This window comes from Desulfurococcaceae archaeon MEX13E-LK6-19 (assembly GCA_029637525.1).
Taxonomy (GTDB): domain Archaea; phylum Thermoproteota; class Thermoprotei_A; order Sulfolobales; family Desulfurococcaceae; genus MEX13ELK6-19.
Window position 1 is genome coordinate 850,852 of the sequence record CP072660.1, and the last position, 17,866, is coordinate 868,717.

A 17,866-nucleotide genomic window follows, 5' to 3' on the forward strand; every position below is an offset into this window, starting at 1 on the left:
GGTTATTAATGAGGGGGTGAGACAGCGTGGAGAGGACTGGGTGGATACTAGGATATAGGAGAGGCCCGAACTCACAGTATCCTAACCAGGTTTTATTGAAAATAGATGGAGTAAACGACTATAGAGAAGCATCGAGATTTATTGGCGCGAAAATTGTTTTGAAGGACAAATACGGTAACGTGTTCATAGGAAAAGTAACAAAGATTCATGGTAGAAAAGGTGTTGTTAGAGTAGTTTTTGAGCCAAACATACCTGGGCAAGCGATAGGGCTTCCAGTTCGCGTAATTTTACCTGATTAGCTATGGTGTTTTTACTTCAGTAGCTATCTTCTTCAACTGTCTCTTGTACATTTCAATCAATTCTTGTGTCGTAGTGGCATCTTCTGGTGATTTATCTGGCCTCCACCTTATGAATCTCGGGAACCTAATCGATATGCCTACACCTGGCTTTATTTTATCCATGCCACAAGTGTGTATAGGTGACAGTGTTAACTCTGCTCCAATTATTTCTGCAACGAGAGCTGGTGTCACCCAGATATCGGGCTCCATTTTCGCTACTACACGGGGATGCTTATGGTCTATTATGTAGGGTTTGAGCATATCGGGAAGTTTTGCTAGGTCTTCGTCTGTGAAACCGCTTCCAACCTTACATACGGTCTCAAAGACATCTTTCTCGGGGTTGTATGCTGCCATCAATAATGCCCCGTAGGATCCTGCTCTACGTCCTCTACCATAGAATGCGCCGACTACTACGAGATCTACTGTGTCGATCATTTCGCTCTTATAGTCTCTCTTGTATTTTATCCACAGCCATCCTCTTGCACCAGCTTGATACACCGCCTGGCCATGAAGGGCCTTGACTACAACTCCCTCTGCTCCATCCTCTATTGCTTTAAGGAAGAATTTCTCAAGCTCCTCAGGGTTGTCAGTTATTATGTACTCGGCTATTCTGAATACATCCGATGGCTCAATTATTTCTTCAAGCTTCTTTCTTCTCTCAAGAATAGGCTTGTTTGTGTAGTCCTCGCCATCGGCATAGAGTAGGTCGAAGAGAAATACTTTCACGGGATACTCCTTAATAACTACGTGTATGTCATGTTTCCTCTTTCTATGCATGAGTTCTTGGAAAGGCCTTAGCTCACCCGTTTCTGGGTCGTATGCAACTATTTCTCCCTCTACTATAGCTTCATTGCTCTTCAAATGCTTTAACGTGTATTCGACTACATCCGGGTACTGACGTGTTATATTCTCAAGTCTTCTCGAGAATATCCATACTTTGTCTCCCTTTCTGTGGATTTGCGCTCTTTCTCCATCGTACTTGTATTCTACAATCGCTTTCCCGCCTGTTTTCTTTAAGATCTCTAGTGGGTCGCTGAGTCTCTCAGCGAGCATGGGTCTTATGGGCGTCCCTACTTCAGGCTTTATGTTCTTTATAGCGTTGATTCCCTGTGTAGCAAGTATTTTTGCTATATTACCGAGGTCTGCTCTCATATTGTATGCTCTCTCGATTATGGGTCTGGCATGTGCTCCACCGCCATAGACTATTGCTAGGGCATCCATTACAGTGGCGTCGCCGACGCCAAGTCTTAGCCTGCCTTCTACGAACCTAACGATGTACTTTGCTTCTTTGGGTTCAGCGTCTGATAAGAGGCCGGCTAGTAGTTTCAGTTTTATGTCTCTACTGCCCTCGCCAGTAACTAGGGCTATACGTGCAAGTGTATTGTATACCTTTGTAACTGTTAATCGAGCCTTCTTTGCTGGGACGAATGCGAGAAGCCCTTGTTGCCCAGCACTCGAAGCTTTCTGTTTAAGGTATTCAGCGGCTTTTCCTAGATCACCGAATTTCTTGAAAAGTGCTTGTACTTCTGATTCACGGGTATTTGTTGCAAGCGCTATCGCTTTAATAAGAGTCTTCTCCGCAACACCTAGTTCAGGCATGCCCATCCAATCAGGCCAAAGCTTCCCCTGGATCAAATAAATGACTTTGTCTATGATCTCTGGAGGAGTCTTCTTAAACAAATCAACAAGATAAAGTGTCATCTGTGTTCTAGATGTGATCGCCTCTATCTTTTCGAAAGTGTTAGCAAGAATTATAAACTCCATATCTTTTTGGGGCTGTTCCTGAGACACACAAACCACCTTATCTACAATAACTAGTACTTAACTTAGGCTAATACATCTACTGGCCCATAACAATGCGATTGTTTTTTGGTAGTATGATGCCCTTGAACTAAATAACATATTAGGTCTTCTATATAATTACAGCTATAGAGCCCGATGAATGTTACCCGGCAAGTAGGAACCCCCTATGGGGGTATGTCTTATCAGTGTTACACTGAGGGTTTCTTTTCGATACTGCTTTCTATAACGATTTTTATTATTGACTTTATTTCTCTAATCAACTTATCATCGACAGGGATATGGATCTTGATTGCTCTTATTTTATCGTTACGGTCTTTTTGTACTTCATAGTTTTCGCCGAGAACCTCGTTTAATCGTTCAAACAAGTATTCTGCTTCAACACTACCGGGTTCTAGTGGACGTGGGATTGTTATTCTTACACCGCTTCTATCTCTTATTACCCGGGGCTCGCTTAGTTCTCCTTCTACGTTGATTGAGTCAAGAATTCTTATTATCTCCTCGATAATTTCTAGTTCCCTTCTAAGTTCATCTGCTTTCCTTCTGAGATATTCAAGGAGAACCTCTTTACTACTCACAATAATCAATCCTCCTCGGGGAAACCACTGTTTTGTGTCATCTAGTTTCTTTTATTCAGAACACTAAAAATTGTAGTATGTGTGAACGAAGAAATTAAGAGAGAAAACCTGCACGAAATAGCAATGTTGTTGTGGTGGGTGTTGGTATGATTAAGAAATCTGTCATATGTAGTCTACTATCATTACTTATTGTTGTCGCCATAGTATTTACTCCACTAGTATCTGCCGAAACAATACGGGGTATACGTAAAATACATGTTGGAGCCTTAGCTGTCACTAAGGAAGGTGAAGGAGATATTATAGAGTTTAATCTATGGGTCACACCGGGAAAGGGAAGACTTATCCTTCTAGGTAATAAAGGTCTTCTCGCAGAAGATGTTGTTGCATCACTTAACTTTTCTACATGGATGGCGGCAAGAATAGCTGGTGTATACCATGATAATTATGATTACTATGTCGAGTACACTGACACTAGTAGTGTTGAAGGGCTTAGCGCGACATTATTATTCACTCTTGCATTCTTAGTACTTCTCCGTGGAGACCCCTGGGACGAGAATGCCACGGCAACAGGACTTATTGCACCGAGCGGTATTGTTGGTAATGTATCTGGTATTGATGAGAAATACGATGCTGCAGTAAAGTATGGGTATAAGCGTATCCTAACTCCCGTGTACCCTAAACTATTGGGCAAAGCTCATTACAAGCCTGTTGTATCGATAATTGATTCATATGAAGTGTTCGCGTTAACACCCTTATACCCGAAGTATGATCCTGCTTTAGAGAAACTACTTCTAAATAAATCAAGTGTTCTCAATGGAATGTTTTATAGCTCCTGGAGATACTTCTACAATAAATCAATCGAAATATTAGATTACATTGACGATAACATAGGTATCATACATGGTTTAGATTTAGACAAGTACTATAAGAGTGGTTATATATCAATAAATGAATCCAAGGATTATGTTGAAAAAGGACTGTACTATACGGCTGCCAGTAGAGCCTTCTATGGATATTGGGTGCTTAATACTGTTTACATATACATTAAGTGTGTAAATGAAAATATTGACCCCAGCATGTTTATCAAAGATTATGAAGAAATACTCAACGAATTCAATAATACTTTGACAAGTTATGTGAAGGATGTAGATAACATATCATTGTATGATCTTGATGTACTCATTAATGTCTATGAAAGATTATTTGATTCAATAGAATCGTATAATCTGTCAAAGGGTATATTGGCACGAGGTATTAGAAATGAAAATGATCTCATCTATTTTGCTAGCAATATATCGTATGCCATTGCACGTATAGATACAGCTAGACAGTGGATGGAGCTTACTAAGCGTGGTAGTGATGTAATAACCATACGTACTGAAGCACTAGAGAAGACAATAAAGAATGAGTATGGGCTTCTTAGGGCGTTTGCTTTATTCCTAAAGTCGCTAGGCTTTACTGATGTATGTGAATATGTCCAGGACTTGTTGTCGAGGAAATGGTTTTGGAGTAATAACATAGTGCTTCTCTCGAGAATAATATGGATCGAAAGAGATCTAAGTAACTTCCTTTTATCAGTACCCCAATACACTGTACTATCAAGTCTCGTCAGAGAGGGGATAAGAACTAGTGTTGTAAGAATGCTGGAATACTTTGACTTATATTCTGGTGAAATAATGCCATCAGCTTATACTGCGCTGGAATTCTATTCTACATCGGAAGAATACGGTGTAGCACCTCTGTCTACATCAATGCTTCACATGCTTGTACTACATGAGATAACAAGTATGAAAGAACAAATAATCTTGGAGCCAGCACAATATACTTTACCTTGGTTGTATGTTGACAAAATAGTCTTATTTAGTATGATATTGATCATCTTAGGAAGCTTCATTATAGGCTATGCTATAGGGATCTATGGTAGGAAAAGTATAGAGTAGTACATTATGGAATGACTAAAGGATTTTGCTATATGTAATCGAGAAGAGAACGTTGTTTCTTTCCTGTAGTCTCCTTACTACTCGTTATTAGATGTTTTATTACATCTCTGAAATCATTCTCAAGAACTGGTCTTAATTTAGGGTAGTATAGGGCGGCAGCAGGATGATATGTTGCTACAATTTTCACTTTGATACCCTCAATAACTCCTTCATGTACCCTGCCATGCATTGCAGTCATGTTTTTCCACGTAAGACCAGCTAGTTTAAATAATGTCTTAGCGGCATGTCTTCCTAACGCGATTATGACTCTTGGTTGTAGTAGTTTTATTTGCCTGATAAGATATGGCAGACAAGCAGCTATTTCCTCTTCAGTAGGATCTCTATTGCCCGGTGGTCTACACTTAATAACGTTTGTTATGTAGACTTGTTCCCTCTTAACCCCTATTGATTCTAATAGCTCTGTTAGTAGTTTACCTGCAGCACCAACAAAAGGTCTCCCTTCCTCATCTTCTCTTGCACCTGGAGCCTCTCCTACAAACATGACTTTTGTTTCAATAGATCCTTCTCCTGGGACCGGATTCTTTCTCGTCTTATGCAACGGGCATTTACGGCACTGCCTGATCTCTTCTATCAGTTTTTCCCATTCACCAGTCTCCAAGAAAAGCACCTATCTCTTTCTTTTTCTCTTTTTGGAAATAGATAAGAAGAAGTACGTTATAAAATTATTATTCTGAGACGAATGACTAGTGGCAAGCAGGGTCTCAGCGTCCTGGATACTAATGGAGGTGTTACTTTAACGAAATGAGTTTATTAGAGCAGGGGAAAGTCACGAAAATTATTGTTAAAACGGGATTGGCAGAGAAGGCTGGGGTAAGGCTTTTACCAGAGGATCTTGTTGAACTAGATGAAGTAAGAGAACGTGTTTTGAAGTCCAGTAGTGAATATGTGGCAGTTATACCTGACATAAGTTACTTATTCGCAGACTTAATCATACCCAAAGCCTTAGAGAAACTTAAGGGTGCTGATGTCGTTGTAATTATTGCTAGACCAGTATCAGTTCTACAGCGTATATGGAAGATGATAGGAGGGCTTTCTATTCTAGAGAAAATAACTGGTCATCCACGTGGGTATGTATTGTTGTTCAGGAAGAGACTTATTGAGAAAAGTAGTGAGACTGGTGAATTCATCGATATTGTTATGAGTAATGCGAGTAGAGTTATCGAGTTTACCTACGATATCCCATTGATATACTATTTAATCCACATATACAGTAAACTACCTTATCCTCTCTTACTTGCTGTAAAAGAACCTCTTCGTATACTAAAGTTCGCATTTGTGGGATTACTTGGAAGCATAGTTAATCTTGTTGTTGTCTCGCTGGTTGCTGAACAAGTGGGAGCTGCTCCCGGAAAATACCTACAATTGATAGTGCCTGGTCTAGCTGGATTTGAAGCTAGTATAATGTTTAATTTCGTGCTCCATGAAGCTTGGACTTTTGGCGACATGAATATATCGCGTGGAGTCCTGGATATACTTCGGAGGCTCGTTAAGTACCATATTGCTAGTATAGCAAGCTTATTGATGCAGGTATCAAGCATACTAGTCCTTACGGGTATATTTGGGTGGAGTATTACAGCAGCCGCATTCATTGGTATACTTCTTGGATTTATAGGCAACTATATACTCGGAAGATTATTTACTTGGTCTCCTCAAGAAGAAACAAGTAATAGACAGGAATGAGGATTACGAACAACTCTGTTAGGAGATGCAAGCCAATGGTGTGCGAATGCGTTTCAATAATAATACCTACTTATAATGAAAGAGAAAATGTTAAGGAATTGATTCCGCTTATTGCCTCTATAGCTAACAATAATGGTATAAAATATGAGATCATAGTGGTTGATGACGATAGTCCTGACAAGACATGGGAAGTCGCTAAAGAATATGAGGACAAGTATAATGTAAAGGTTTTCGTCAGACGAGGCGAAAGAGGCTTATCATCAGCCATAATATATGGTGCTAAAAATGCTTCTTGTCCATGTGTTGTAGTTATGGATGCTGATTTCCAGCATCCGCCAGAGAAAATACCTGATATTGTTGATTTATTGAATAAGGGATGTGATGTAGTTGTTGCATCAAGGTATACTAAAGGTGGCGGAGTTGAGGGATGGAGCAAGCTCAGGTATATCGAAAGCAAGGTGGCAACAATTATTGCCAGGATTTTCCTTCCTCCAGTACGGAAAATCAGTGATCCTATGAGTGGTTTCTTTGGTGCTCGTAGAGAACTATTATTAAATCCCGATATAAGACCTATGGGCTATAAGATCCTTATTGAAGTCATAGTTAAGAACCCGTCGGTCAAAGTCTGTGAGACACCATATGTTTTCCGCAGTCGTAGGAAAGGTAAAAGCAAGCTCGGTAAGAAAACTATATTCGAGTACTTGATACAGGTGCTTCTCGACGCGATCTATATTGTGAAGAACAAGATTAGAAAACAGAAGTAGAATTTATAAATACTGGGATACTGATTACATGATTCTAAGGTGGAGTAAAGTAGTAACGTGATTATTTGGTGGGCATCCATGGGCGGTAAACACGGTAAATATGTATATGTTGAAAGAAATGACGGATGGTTCGTTAAAGTAAGAACACTAAAAAGCAGAGACCCAGCAGACCCTGAAAAATACATAGTTGTTGGACCCAAAACCAGGAACCCACCATACACATACAAGATTCTCAAAGAAGAAGAATTACCTGAGGAAGTAAGGAGAAAATTATACGAGATATAATTTATTGACGAATATTCATTTAACTTCTTACCGTTCTGAATTTCTCAACAATAGATAAACAATAGTAAACTATTCTTCAGACAGGCTTATCATCTAATCATGTTAAGTAGTAAACAATATCTAGGTCTTAAACATAAAGCGTAATATAGATGATGAGGCCGACATAAACGGAGCACATATATGATTAAGCATGAAGAGGGGTCGATTGGCTGAACCTAAATACAGTAATGCTTTAATAACCCCTTGATTGATATGAAAAAGAAGAAAGATGGGCCCGTAGCTCAGCCTGGTAGAGCGGCGGGCGACTACCAGCCCCCGACCCGCTTCTACTCCCATCCACTACCAATAGTCTACTGGATTCTTCCCTCCGAATCTAGATCTAGAACAAACTAGAACCGTGAAGTAGAAATGTCTATATAGATTTTATGTCAATGTTTAAGGTCTTTATCTTGCAAAATTATTGGGGTGTTCCATGTAGTAACCGTATATCCTTGGCTCAACAAGTTTTGTCTAGCATTTTTACTCGGTGCTCTGATAAGATTTAAAAATAGGTATTGTGTAGAAAGTCTATGGCGGGTCGGGGGCTGGTAGTCGGTCGAGGCTCTTAACCCGTAGGTCCCGGGTTCAAATCCCGGCGGGCCCGCTGCATCCCCATTCTTTACTTAAACCTTATTGTTAATAGAGACAATGCCTGATATTTTGTAGTGGGTGTGTTTATGAGTGATAGTAGAAGTGTGAGCGAGCTTTACAGAATTTATGATGGTATTTATATTGTGGCTGCTACTCCGACCCTGTATTTTGAAGATAATGGGCTTCTTGTTTTTGCCGATACTCATCTTGGTTTTGAGGAGGAGATGGCTAGACAGGGTGTATTTATTCCTAGGGCTCAATTGAGAAGAATTATTAGTACTCTTGATAGGGTTTTCTCTTTGTTGAAAGAAAGAGGTGTGAAGACTGTTCTTATCAATGGTGATGTCAAGCACTCATTTGATAAGCTTACAAGGCAAGAGAAATACGAAGTAAAAGCATTGCTTGATTATCTTTTTGATAAGGTTGATAGAGTACTTATAGTCAGAGGCAACCATGATAATTACCTTCCTATAGTCACTAAAGACTATGGTATAGAGCTTATGCCTTATCATGAAGTTACCTATAGGGGGAGGAAGATCGTTTTTACGCATGGGCATGTTATTGTTGATGTTGATGCTGATTTAATCATTATAGGTCATGAACATCCAAGTATAGCTCTCATAGATTCTTTAGGCTTGGTTACTAAGGCCCCTTGTTTCCTATACATGAAGTTAGATACAGGCTCGGAGCTTATTGTATTACCGTCAATGGGGGCATACCAGTCTGGTACAAGGGTTACGCTTGACAGAGCTAGCTATTTGTCCCCCTACATTCGTGAACACGGTATTCTCGAGAACGCGAAACCATACGTTATAGAGAAAGACTATGGAGTCATGGAGTTGCCTGAACTAAGCACTCTTATGGAGATTCTCGGCAGTGATACGGGTTCTTTATAGTATTTGCTACTGCCACAGTATTGGAAACGCTTTATAAACCACTGCTTATACTCTTTTAAAAGAGGTGAAGTGGTATGAGTTTTGAATACGATATAAAGCCTACTATAAGAATAGAAAATATTGTCGCAACAGTAATTCTCGACCAGCAGCTCGATTTGAATGCTATAGAGCACAGTGTCCCCAATGTAACTTATCAGCCAGACCAGTTCCCGGGACTAATACTTAGGCTCGAGAAACCGAAGACCACGGCATTGATTTTCAAGTCTGGTAAAATGGTTGTTACAGGTGCCAAGAGTACACAAATGCTTATCCAAGCTGTTAAAAGGATCATACAGCTTTTGAGGAAACACGGTATAGTCATTACTGGTAGACCGAAAATACAGGTACAGAATATTGTTGCTTCTGGCGACATACATGCACAAGTGAATCTTGAAAGAGCTGCTTACCTTCTTGAGGACAGTATGTATGAGCCTGAGCAGTTCCCCGGACTAATTCACCGTATGAGAGATCCAAGAGTAGTGCTCTTGATATTTAGTAGTGGTAAAATGGTTATCACGGGAGCCAAGGAAGAAAAGGAAGTAGAGGATGCCGTAGTAAAGATCGCCAAGAAGCTCAAGGACTTGGGCTGTCTTAAGCCGAGAATATAGGTACAATAATATTTTGTATCCCAAGATACTAGATTGTATATCTTTTAACAATACTTGATTTACTGATCAGTTCTTTGAACATAATTGTTATAGACTATTTTCTTGTGTTTTGCGACCATAGTCGATAAGTTAATTACCGTTCTTAGTAAACAGTATTTTAGCGATGATGATGTGGGCAGCCTTAGACCATGAAGAGGGATGAAGAACCTAGTCTCACACTGAAAGGTTTTGTTGAAGGAACTATTATTGTTCTCGATCTTGATAAATTTGGTGAAATGGTTGAAGAGAAGGGTTTAAGCGAGTATAAACCCAATGTTGTTACGGGGCTGCTTACCCAACTGGTCGAAGAATTTGTTAGGAAATGGAGTGCTGTAGTTATTTATGGATTAGATCATAAGCGTGGGACAGAGGAAGCAGTCATAGAGATTCCTTATGTCGAGCCCAGTGAAGTAGCTGATGATCTCGAGAAAATAAAGAGAGAAATAGAGAAAACAGGAGCTAGTATAACTATTGTTGCTATAAAAGACTACGTGATCGCTAGAAGCGCCAGAGATAGGAGAGAAGCCTATTATGGAACGCCTGGTAGAGCTCGTGCACTGAAATTACTAAAGAAAGCTAAAAGACGTGGTGGAGGACAGCTCATCATAGAAAGCATTTGACTTACAATATCCATACTCCTTGTGGCTAAACTGTTTGCCGTCATCTTTGTATAGTCATCACTTTCTCTACTATAGCTAGTACCATAAATACTGTTGAGACGATGAACAATATTAGTGACGGTATTGCAAGATACATGTACTTTCTCTCAATAGTTGTTGCATGTAATTTTGTTGATAAAGTGCAGTTTGAAGGCTTTACCCATATTATCGTTGATAAGTCGTTAATATTGTATATTTTTGTTTCACCAGCTTTTACGGTGATATTGTGTAAGTCACCTGATCTATCGATAAACGTCACGAGTACATCGACAGTACAGGTAGTGTTAAACTCTATGTAAGAGTCGTTAGTTATAATGCCATATGGGATATCATAGAAACTCCATAGTGGTGCCAATACTCCCTCAGGGCCTATCTGTTTTTCTGCTACCAGAGGCTTTTCTTCCGTGTGTAGTGCCAGTAAGCTAAGTGATATAGCTGATAATGCAAACAATAATCCCAACAACAAAAGAACCTTGTAGCCGTGTTTTTCATAAAGCCTACTTAAGTACCCAGCCAACAGTCTAGCCCGTGGTTTAAAGAAGTTGTTATCCCCTTAAAATATTTTTAAACACGACCTCTCATAGTTTTTAATGGTTTAGAAGAATAAGAAGGTTTGTGGAAATGATTAAAGAGGTAAGAGGTAGGAAAATAAAACAACAATGGGTTATGGCTTTAAAGAAGAATAAACACTACATTGCGTCACTTGTCATAGGATTAGTAGTCATAGCCCTTATTGCTATAAATCCCCCGTTCTCTGCTGGAAAATACTCTTCTTTTTACTTTAGTATAAAAGATGATAAGTCTGTTGATGTAGTCAGAGTTTTCCTTGACTATGTGGTATTTTATAACAACAAAACCGTTACAGAACTTGGTAATAAGAGTCTTGCCTTCTACATAGAATATAATGGGACGCGTTATTTTCTTGCAGCAGTAAAGCCAGTATACCTAGAACCTATTTTTGTTGAAAAAGAGATCTATGTTATAGCAGGTAAAGGACAGAAAACCACAATAAAACTACTCCACAACATTACAGGGACACTAATAGGACCCTTCCCTATTGGTACACCAGATCTATTCTTTGGCGGTGAACTACCATACGTATTCCGCTGGCCTATTGGAAAGTATGGTGGCCCGGAGTTTGCGGCAGAGCTCAAGCTTAAAACATACATCAAAGACACTATCGGGATAATGCTGAATAACACTGGTAACGGTAAAGTAGATGTATATCTACGTATCATCTACGACAAAGGTGATTATGACGAAATAACACTGGACATTGATAGTAACACTAGTTATGTAAAATATATAAACATAAATGGTGACAAGCTCGTAGAAGACATTAGAATAGAGCAAGCATATGTATACATTAATGGACTGAAATATAGTCTTAATGTAAGCAGTGGCGAACTCCTGTTTTATATACGTGATAACCCTGGAGCAGCGGTCGTTATGCTAATTGGCGGAATATTTACTCCTATAGTAATACATGAGGTGAACACGAGATATAATATAATTGATTCTCTTAAGAATAAAATCAAGAAGAAAACCGCAAGGAAACATAGTAAATATAAACGAAAGAGAAAGCGTATATAATCAATGGTATTAAGGTTTTTAGATACCTACTTTTAATAAATAAGGTATTACTATATATAGTATTGTTTATAGAATGTGGATACAATCATTTTTTTCAAATACTTATTTAATCTAATCACCCCAGTACTGAAAAAGGCTTAAATATTCTGGTGGGAAAAATGGAGTAGTGGCTGTAGTTGGTATTTGGGGGTTGGTGTTATGAGTGGAAAAATTATACCACTAGTTATACTAGCTGTATTACTTGTCGGACTCATAGCCCCAATAGCAACAGTCGTCGCACAAGAGGAAGTCAAGGGGCCCAAGACTGATACATTGATTTACAGGAGAGTCAAAGTAGAGGATGTGCCCAACGCTCTTGGAAGCCAGATTGATGTATACATCTTCGGCGTAAAGCCTAGCATGGCTGAGGACCTCAAGAAGAACCCCAATGTAGTACTATACACGGCACCTTCAGCCATCACTGACTACATACTCAACCCAGCTCCAGTCTACGTACACAACTACACTGGTGTTGTTGTCGTTACCAATGGCGCTGTTGATGAGGATGCCACATTTGCAAAAATCGCTGAGCTAGAAGGCTTGGACGTAAGCTTTGTTAAGAAGGCTGTAACATACTACGAGATTAACGCCGAAGGCAACTGGACATACGTAGAGTTTGGTGCTCACCCCAAGTACGGTATCAACCCATTCGCATTCAAGGACATCAGATTTGCTGTAAACTTCCTAGTTGACAGAGACTTCATCATCAACAGCATTTACCTAGGTTACGCTGTACCACAGAAGCTAATCGTATCACCCTACGACCCAACCTACAGGCTTGTCTATGACATTGAAGAGAAGCTAGGCTTCACCTACGACCCAGCCAAGGCAGCTGACATGATCTCCAAGGTACTATACGACCTAGGTGCCTACAAGGGTCCCGGTGGCTACTGGTACTTCGCTGACAAGCCAATCGTTGTAAAGTTCATCATTAGAGTAGAGGACGAGAGAAAAGAGCTTGGCGACCTACTAGCCTCCGAGCTAGAGAAACAAGGATTCAGCGTCAACAAGATGTACCTAACATTCGGTGAAGCCATCTACAAGGTATACTTCACTGACCCAGCCGACTTCGAATGGCACATCTACACTGAGGGCTGGGGTAAGGGTGGTCTAGACAAGTACGACAACTGGGGCCCCGCCTTCTGGGGTGCCCCATGGCTAGGATGGGTGCCTGGCTGGGGTGAGGCAACCTACTGGAACTACAAGAACGACAAACTAGACGAGATCACACAGAAGATAGCATTCGGTCTATACCACAACGAGAGCGAGTATGAGCAACTCTACAGAGAGGCAACCGAGATCATTGCTAAGGAGGCTCTAAGAATATTCATTGCCTGTCCACTAACAATCTACCCAGCTCTCAGAGATGTTAAGGGTATAACTTTAGACCTAGGTGCTGGTCTAAGAGGTATATGGAACCCAAGAGAATGGTACATTGAGGGCAAGAACGAGCTAAGAATCGGACACCTATGGGTATGGACTAGCAGCACTATCTGGAACATCTACGGCGGCTTTGACGACGTATACAGCGTAGACATTGAGAGAGCAACAGCTGACCCAATGACATGGCGTGACCCAAGAGATGGTTCAGCAATACCATTCAGAGCAAACTTCACTGTAGAGACAGCAGGACCTGACGGCAAACTAGATGTACCAGCTGATGCCGTGGTCTGGAACGCTACAACAAACGAGTGGGTACCAGTAGGTGAAGGCGTCCAGGCAACAAGCAAGGTAGAATTTGACCTCAGCAAGTTCATTGGAGCCAAATGGCACCACGGCATTACGATCACATGGGCTGACGTCATTGCTGCATGGGCATACTCATGGGACCTAGCATACGATCCAGAATGGTCAGCACTAGAATCCAGCTATGCTAGAAGCAACAGACCATGGTTTGACACAATCAAGGGTATAATATTTGACACAGCCAACAACAAGATAATAATCTATGTAGACTACTGGCACTTCGACCCAGCAGAAATAGCAGCCTATGTATCATTCGGTATCACCAACCCAGTAGAACTACACGCAGCAATGTTCCAGCTATGTCTAATCGACAAGACCTATGCATTCACTGACACCAGATCAGAGGCAGAGAAGATACCACAGATAAGCCTAGTACTGAAAGAACACGCAGCCGACGTCAAGGCTGCTCTAGACGAAGTTGACTACAACACACTAGTCAAACCATACGTAACTGTAGGTGGTACAACCTACCTAAGCGAGAGCGAGTGGAGTGAGAGAGTAACAGCTCTCAAGAACTGGATTGACGAGCACAACCACGCATGGGTAAGCCAAGGACCATACTACCTAGACAAGTTCGACAAAGACGCACAAGAAGTTGTACTAAAGGCCTTCAGAGACCCAACCTATCCATTCAAGCCTGGTGACTGGTACCTAGGCATGCCAACAATGCCAAGAATCCTAGACGTAACATTCAGCAGTGAAGTACTATCACCTGGTGACTACTTCAACATCACTGTGACAGCTGAAGGAGAACCACCAATGGAGGTAATCTACATCATCAAAGACCCAGAGACAGGTGCAGTAGTAGCCAGAGGCACAGCTGAGAACATCAGCGAGACCGAGTACAGAGTAACACTAGACCCAACAACAACCGCTGAGTTCAAGAGCTACTACACCTACGACCTAATAATCATCGCTAGGAGCGTCAAGTACGCACAGATCGACTTCTACAAGACCAAACTACCAACCGGTCCAAGCAAGGGTGAGCTACAGTTCCTACAGACACTAATCGGTGAGACCCTAGGAACAGCATTACAAGACCTAAGCAGCAAGGTTGACACCATTGACTCCAAGATATCAGCTCTCGAGCCAGCAACACCTGAGGACGTAGAGAAAGTAGCCAGCAAAGTAGACGAGCTAGCAGGCACACTACAGCTAGTAGAGATACTAGTAATCGTAACACTAGTACTATCAATCATCGGAATAGCTGCAGCATTTATCAAGAAGTAACCCTCACATAGAGTTATTATATAAACAAACAACTCTTTTTTAAACACCTAAAAACCCTTCATATACTTTAACTCATTGTTAATTAAAATCAACTAAAAAACTATGCTACAGTTCATGTTTTACGTCTTATTTACACTAAAGTATTAGTCTTTATGATTACTCAGCGCCATTCTCGGATAAAGTTATTATTGTGTAAGGGTACGCTAAGATATATATGGAAAAAGCTATGTAAATTATATAAGAGTCACATAGATAAATAGAAGGATTTGGATGGTGAAAATATTGCCTGGAGTAGGCAGAATTCTTGTTAGGAGAGCTATAGCATTAGGTTTAGCATTAATTATAGTAGTATTTCTCACAGGAGTAATCATGGAGGCTACCGGGTATTCCGAAAGAGTATGGAAAGCAATAATACAGGCGCAGGTCAGAGCTTATGTCCAACAACTTTTGCAGAAGAGAGTTCCTACAAGTGAGGTGCAGAAAGCAGCTAAGGAGCTTGAAGAGAATCTTACGAGGATATATGGTCTTGACCAGCCCTGGTACGTGAGAGTATTCCCGCTTGTACAGCGTACGTTGGTTTTCGACTTAGGTATAATAATGTCTCCAGAGGTTGCAAATGTTGCTGGAATTCCTTACCCTGCTCCTGTTAAAGAGGCTATCTTTGTTACACTGCCCCGTACCATAGTGATGATTACTGTTGCGGAAATCATATGTATAGTCATAGCCTTGCCATTTGCGCCACGTATAGCCTATAGACACGGTACAAAACTTGATAAAGCCGTAGTCACTTATGCGGCACTATTCAACGCTATACCAGTATGGTGGCTTGGTATGCTATTCCTATTCCTGTTCGGATACGAGCTTGGAGTCTACGATACTGCTGCTGGAAGAAAAATCATACCAGTACTCAATAACTTCTGGGAAGACCCTATCAGCAACTTTATCGCTCTCATAAAGTACTCATACTTACCAATAGTAGTAATCGTGATATCATTCCTTGGCGGATGGTTCTATAGTATAAGAGCTATCACGTTGAGAATAGTCCGTGAAGACTATGTCACAGTAGCTAAAGCCAAGGGATTGCCGGAGAAAATTATTGCTAGAAGATACATCCTACGTGTACTAGCCCCACCTGTAACAACTTATGTCATCCTGGCTCTAGCCGGCTCCATCGGTGGCTTCATCATTACTGAATCGGTGTTCGACTGGCCTGGAATGGGATCACTCTATTTTGCAGCAATAACTGGTGGTGATGTAGCTACTATCCTAGGGCTCACATATGTCTTGACAATGGTGTATATTATCGCTAGGTTCATACTTGAAGTTCTCTACATCCTACTTGATCCAAGAATTAGGATGAGGTGAGGAGGATGGCTAGGGCTAGAGTCAAGAAAATAGGAGAAAGTAGTTTATCTAAATTTGGTTCAACACTTAAGTCTAGTTTCAAAGAAGTATGGAGCTACGGCACAGGTAAAGCAGGTCTAATTCTTTTGATCATATTGCTCGCGGTAACAATATATGCTGCTATATCCATGCCGCCTAACTACAATGATTTATGGAGCAACCCGAGCTACTGGGAAGAGTATCCACAAGAAGTACCACCAGCTTGGATATCATTCTTTGGAGTAAAATATGCAAAACAATTTATGGATGAAATGGAGAAACCCGTCAATATTACTCGTGATCCAAAAACTCTATACTGGACTGTAACGTATGAAACGACATACAAACTTGATGCAGAAGATTATCCACAGGGAGTACTAGCAAAAGTATGGGGTATCAGAATATTCTGGAAACAAAATCCAGAGAATAAATCAGAGTACATACCAGTGACGCCGATATATGAATTCTTGATAATAAGACCTGACGGTGTTGAAGTTAGACTCGTAAGAGACAAGATCTCTATTGAAGGAACCAACATAACAGTTGGTACGAAGAGAGTATACGTGGACTTGCCTCTAGTTCTGAGACCAGATAATACAAGATTAAGGGGAGTACTAGCAGTAGCTCTTAGCAAGAAATACAACCTAACAATCAAGTCTAGCGATGTCGAGAACTTTGAGATGCAATTCCTGTTTGGACAGCCATATGAAGAAAACGGTACCATAAAGACGAAGCCTTTACTGGGCGACTACAAGATCGTACTAAAGCTTGTTTACTCACGTGAAGCTTTTGGGCTAGAAGAAGCAGTAGAGAAAGTGAAGTTTGTAGTAAAAGGTAATGCGTACGGTATATCAGGTACTGATAACAGAGGAAGAGACCTAGCCCAAGGACTTCTATACGGATTCCCAATAGCTATGACCATAGGTGTTGTAACAGCTACAGTAACAATAATAATAGGATTAATGCTTGGTGTCATAAGTGGTTACTATGGTGGTTTAGTAGATGAGTTAATCCAGAGGCTTGTAGACGTAATGGGCAGTATACCTTTGCTACCAATACTGATCCTAATAGTAAACGCAACATACTCAATGCCTAACTTCCCACATGACCCAATATGGAGGCTGGCAGTGATATTAGGAGTACTAATAGTATTCGGATGGGGAGGACTAGCGATCGTAGTAAGATCGATGACGTTAAGTATTAAGGAAGAACCATATATCGACGCAGCCAGGGCATTAGGTGCTGGCAACAGGAGAATAATATTCAAGCACATAATACCACAGCTAATACCATACGCCATGGCCTCACTAGTATTCAGCGTGCCCAACGCTATACTCACAGAAGCAGGTCTTAGCGTCATAGGAATCGAACACGGATTACCAACATGGGGTAGGATCCTAGCTGACGCTAGAGCTCAGGCAAAACTGTATCTATGGTGGTGGATTATACCTCCAGGCTTACTAATATCAATAACATCGTTGACATTCGTATTGCTAGGAATGGCTATAGAGAGAATAGTCGAGCCAAGACTAAGAACTCTCTAAGGAAAACCTCTTTTA

General features: G+C 40.8%; 16 protein-coding genes. 12 read left to right on the forward strand and 4 right to left on the reverse strand.

What is annotated here, in order from left to right; translation table 11 throughout:
- The first annotated feature begins 26 nt into the window (after window positions 1–26).
- Window positions 27–299, forward strand: coding sequence for a 50S ribosomal protein L35ae (locus J4526_04855; protein ID WFO76164.1), 273 nt, complete (start codon window positions 27–29; stop codon window positions 297–299).
- Here the strand turns inward: J4526_04855 and J4526_04860 are convergent, their stop codons facing one another.
- Window positions 300–2,102 carry an ATP-dependent DNA ligase gene (locus tag J4526_04860; protein ID WFO76335.1) on the reverse strand — a complete coding sequence of 601 codons (1,803 nt, stop codon included), beginning with the start codon at window positions 2,100–2,102 and terminating at the stop codon, window positions 300–302. It abuts the gene before it with no gap.
- Window positions 2,103–2,329: 227 nt separating this feature from the next.
- Window positions 2,330–2,716: a hypothetical protein gene (locus J4526_04865; GenBank protein WFO76165.1), complete on the reverse strand. Its 387-nt coding sequence runs from the start codon at window positions 2,714–2,716 to the stop codon at window positions 2,330–2,332.
- 146 nt (window positions 2,717–2,862) lie between these two features.
- On the opposite strand from J4526_04865, the gene J4526_04870 reads away from it, so the two are divergent.
- On the forward strand, window positions 2,863–4,656 hold the full coding sequence (locus tag J4526_04870) for a hypothetical protein (GenBank protein ID WFO76166.1): 1,794 nt from the start codon (window positions 2,863–2,865) through the stop codon (window positions 4,654–4,656).
- A gap of 28 nt (window positions 4,657–4,684) precedes the next feature.
- On the opposite strand, the gene J4526_04875 is transcribed toward J4526_04870, so the two are convergent.
- Window positions 4,685–5,323, reverse strand: a complete 639-nt coding sequence (locus J4526_04875) for a uracil-DNA glycosylase (GenBank protein ID WFO76167.1) — start codon at window positions 5,321–5,323, stop codon at window positions 4,685–4,687.
- A 134-nt stretch (window positions 5,324–5,457) separates the two neighbouring features.
- On the opposite strand from J4526_04875, the gene J4526_04880 reads away from it, so the two are divergent.
- From J4526_04880 to J4526_04905, 6 genes are all read left to right on the forward strand, one after another.
- Window positions 5,458–6,396: a GtrA family protein gene (locus J4526_04880; protein WFO76168.1), complete on the forward strand. Its 939-nt coding sequence runs from the start codon at window positions 5,458–5,460 to the stop codon at window positions 6,394–6,396.
- 35 nt (window positions 6,397–6,431) lie between these two features.
- On the forward strand, window positions 6,432–7,160 hold the full coding sequence (locus tag J4526_04885; GenBank protein ID WFO76169.1) for a polyprenol monophosphomannose synthase: 729 nt from the start codon (window positions 6,432–6,434) through the stop codon (window positions 7,158–7,160).
- A 78-nt stretch (window positions 7,161–7,238) separates the two neighbouring features.
- Window positions 7,239–7,445: a DUF5622 domain-containing protein gene (locus J4526_04890; protein WFO76170.1), complete on the forward strand. Its 207-nt coding sequence runs from the start codon at window positions 7,239–7,241 to the stop codon at window positions 7,443–7,445.
- A 716-nt stretch (window positions 7,446–8,161) separates the two neighbouring features.
- A complete protein-coding gene (locus J4526_04895; protein ID WFO76171.1) occupies window positions 8,162–8,971 on the forward strand; it encodes a metallophosphoesterase in 810 nt (269 codons plus the stop codon).
- Between the two features lie 74 nt (window positions 8,972–9,045).
- Window positions 9,046–9,618: a TATA-box-binding protein gene (locus tag J4526_04900; GenBank protein WFO76172.1), complete on the forward strand. Its 573-nt coding sequence runs from the start codon at window positions 9,046–9,048 to the stop codon at window positions 9,616–9,618.
- 188 nt (window positions 9,619–9,806) lie between these two features.
- Window positions 9,807–10,277 carry a hypothetical protein gene (locus J4526_04905; GenBank protein ID WFO76173.1) on the forward strand — a complete coding sequence of 157 codons (471 nt, stop codon included), beginning with the start codon at window positions 9,807–9,809 and terminating at the stop codon, window positions 10,275–10,277.
- A gap of 40 nt (window positions 10,278–10,317) precedes the next feature.
- Here the strand turns inward: J4526_04905 and J4526_04910 are convergent, their stop codons facing one another.
- Window positions 10,318–10,833: a hypothetical protein gene (locus tag J4526_04910; protein ID WFO76174.1), complete on the reverse strand. Its 516-nt coding sequence runs from the start codon at window positions 10,831–10,833 to the stop codon at window positions 10,318–10,320.
- 104 nt (window positions 10,834–10,937) lie between these two features.
- Here J4526_04910 and J4526_04915 point away from each other — a divergent pair, with 104 nt between their 5' ends.
- The 4 genes from J4526_04915 to J4526_04930 all read left to right on the forward strand — a co-directional run bounded on the left by J4526_04915 (window position 10,938) and on the right by J4526_04930 (window position 17,851).
- Window positions 10,938–11,909, forward strand: coding sequence for a hypothetical protein (locus J4526_04915; GenBank protein ID WFO76175.1), 972 nt, complete (start codon window positions 10,938–10,940; stop codon window positions 11,907–11,909).
- 198 nt (window positions 11,910–12,107) lie between these two features.
- The gene (locus tag J4526_04920; GenBank protein ID WFO76176.1) at window positions 12,108–14,924 is read left to right on the forward strand and encodes an ABC transporter substrate-binding protein; all 2,817 of its coding nucleotides are present in this window, start codon (window positions 12,108–12,110) and stop codon (window positions 14,922–14,924) included.
- Between the two features lie 282 nt (window positions 14,925–15,206).
- The gene (locus J4526_04925; GenBank protein WFO76177.1) at window positions 15,207–16,289 is read left to right on the forward strand and encodes an ABC transporter permease; all 1,083 of its coding nucleotides are present in this window, start codon (window positions 15,207–15,209) and stop codon (window positions 16,287–16,289) included.
- 5 nt (window positions 16,290–16,294) lie between these two features.
- Window positions 16,295–17,851, forward strand: coding sequence for an ABC transporter permease (locus J4526_04930; protein ID WFO76178.1), 1,557 nt, complete (start codon window positions 16,295–16,297; stop codon window positions 17,849–17,851).
- Window positions 17,852–17,866 lie beyond the last annotated feature (15 nt).

What these genes read in the sequence shown, in the direction of transcription:
- J4526_04860 (WFO76335.1), bottom strand. Translation starts at nt 2,102, where the DNA reads ATGGAGTTTATAATTCTTGCTAACACTTTCGAAAAGATAGAGGCGATC.
- J4526_04870 (WFO76166.1), top strand. Translation starts at nt 2,863, where the DNA reads ATGATTAAGAAATCTGTCATATGTAGTCTACTATCATTACTTATTGTT.
- J4526_04880 (WFO76168.1), top strand. Translation starts at nt 5,458, where the DNA reads ATGAGTTTATTAGAGCAGGGGAAAGTCACGAAAATTATTGTTAAAACG.
- J4526_04885 (WFO76169.1), top strand. Translation starts at nt 6,432, where the DNA reads ATGGTGTGCGAATGCGTTTCAATAATAATACCTACTTATAATGAAAGA.
- J4526_04890 (WFO76170.1), top strand. Translation starts at nt 7,239, where the DNA reads ATGGGCGGTAAACACGGTAAATATGTATATGTTGAAAGAAATGACGGA.
- J4526_04895 (WFO76171.1), top strand. Translation starts at nt 8,162, where the DNA reads ATGAGTGATAGTAGAAGTGTGAGCGAGCTTTACAGAATTTATGATGGT.
- J4526_04900 (WFO76172.1), top strand. Translation starts at nt 9,046, where the DNA reads ATGAGTTTTGAATACGATATAAAGCCTACTATAAGAATAGAAAATATT.
- J4526_04905 (WFO76173.1), top strand. Translation starts at nt 9,807, where the DNA reads ATGAAGAGGGATGAAGAACCTAGTCTCACACTGAAAGGTTTTGTTGAA.
- J4526_04915 (WFO76175.1), top strand. Translation starts at nt 10,938, where the DNA reads ATGATTAAAGAGGTAAGAGGTAGGAAAATAAAACAACAATGGGTTATG.
- J4526_04920 (WFO76176.1), top strand. Translation starts at nt 12,108, where the DNA reads ATGAGTGGAAAAATTATACCACTAGTTATACTAGCTGTATTACTTGTC.
- J4526_04930 (WFO76178.1), top strand. Translation starts at nt 16,295, where the DNA reads ATGGCTAGGGCTAGAGTCAAGAAAATAGGAGAAAGTAGTTTATCTAAA.